The 1,587-nt window shown below is 74.3% G+C and carries 2 protein-coding genes; both read left to right on the top strand.

Features of this window, described 5'->3' with window-relative positions; translation table 11 throughout:
* Window positions 1–25: 25 nt before the first annotated feature.
* Window positions 26–1,174 (top strand): nitric oxide synthase oxygenase, encoded by a 1,149-nt coding sequence (locus ABD378_RS38695; protein WP_425583959.1) that lies wholly within the window; start codon window positions 26–28, stop codon window positions 1,172–1,174.
* 73 nt (window positions 1,175–1,247) lie between these two features.
* On the top strand, window positions 1,248–1,587 hold a 340-nt coding region (locus ABD378_RS38690), incomplete at its 3' end, for a lactonase family protein (protein ID WP_344529148.1).

Raw genomic sequence — 1,587 nt, 5'->3', positions numbered from 1 at the left:
CCACGAGGAGGCCGCCACCCCGTCGGTGCCGCGCCCCGCGGACGGCGCCCTGTCGGCACCCGCGCTGCGCCGGGCCGCCGCCGAGTTCATCCGCCTCCACCACGGCGAGACCTGCCGCGGTGACCCCGCGCCACGGATCGCCGAGGTGTTCGCCGAGATCGCGGAGACGGGGACCTACCGCCACACCCACGAGGAGCTCGTCTTCGGCGCCCGGCTCGCCTGGCGCAACGCCGCCCGCTGCATCGGACGCCTCTACTGGCGCTCCCTGCGCGTCCTGGACCGCAGGGAGCTGACCACCGCCGAGGATGTCGCCGCCGCGTCGGCGGATCATCTGCGGGAGGCCGTCGGCGGCGGGCGGCGGATCAGGCCCCTCATCACCGTCTTCGCGCCCGACGCTCCCGGCCGTCCGGGGCCCCGTATCTGGAACGAGCAGCTCATCCGGTACGCCGGTTACCCGGGCCCCGGCGGACGCGTCGTCGGCGACCCGCGCAACGTCGGGATCACCGCGTTCGCGCGCGGCCTCGGCTGGCCGGGCGGCCCCGGCACCCCCTTCGACGTACTGCCCCTGGTGATCCAGGGGACCGACGACAAGCCCCGCTGGTTCCGGCTGCCGCCGGACGCCGTGCTCGAAGTCCCGATCGAGCACCCCGAGTTCGCCTGGTGGGCGGGGCTCGAACTGCGCTGGCACGCCGTGCCCGCGCTGGCCTGCATGTGCCTGGAGATCGGGGGCGTCTGCTACCCCGCCGCACCCTTCAACGGCTGGTACATGGGCACCGAGATCGGGGCCCGCAACCTCGCCGACAGCGACCGCTACGACCTGCTGCCGCGCGTCGCCGAACGGCTCGGGCTCGATACGGCGAGCGACCGTTCGCTCTGGAAGGACCGCGCCCTCGTGGAGCTCAACCGGGCGGTGCTGCACTCCTTCGACCGGGCCGGTGTCACCATGAGCGACCACCACACCGAGTCCCGGCGCTTCCTGACCCACCTGGGCCGCGAGGAGAGCAAGGGGCGCACGGTCGGCGCCGACTGGTCCTGGATCGTGCCGCCGCTGTCCGGCAGCACGACCCCCGTCTTCCACCGCACGTACGACACCGTGGAGCGGCACCCGGCCTATGTCCACCACCCGGCGGCACTCGCCAGGACGCGCGGCGAGAGCAGCGAAGCCTTGGTCTAGACCGACTGCTAGCGTCTGCCGCACGAGTGCCCCCTGGACGCGGTGCTCGGTCGAGAGTCGAGAGGGGAACGCAGTGGCCGGCAGGCACGGAGACAGTCAACGGGCGTACATCGGGTCCTTCACCGCGGCGGGCGGCGCCGGGATCCTCACCGCCGCCGTCGACGCGGACAGCGGTGCGCTGACCGTTCTCGGCGCCACGGACACGGTCGCCGACCCCTCGTACCTCGCCCTTTCGGCCGCGGGCGACACGCTCTACGCCGTCAGCGAGACCGCCGACGGCGCGGTCGCCGCGTACCGCCTGGACGGCGACAAGCCCGAGCAGGCGGGGCGGCCGGTCGCGGTCGGCGGGGCGGCGCCCACCCACCTCGCCCTGCACGCCGGGCACGTCCTCACCGCCAACTACGGCTCCGGCA

The sequence above is a fragment of the Streptomyces rectiviolaceus genome, from assembly GCF_039533825.1.
GTDB classification, from domain to species: Bacteria; Actinomycetota; Actinomycetes; order Streptomycetales; family Streptomycetaceae; genus Streptomyces; species Streptomyces rectiviolaceus.
Note: the sequence above shows the minus strand (reverse complement) of the source record. Positions and strands in the feature narration are given on the sequence as shown.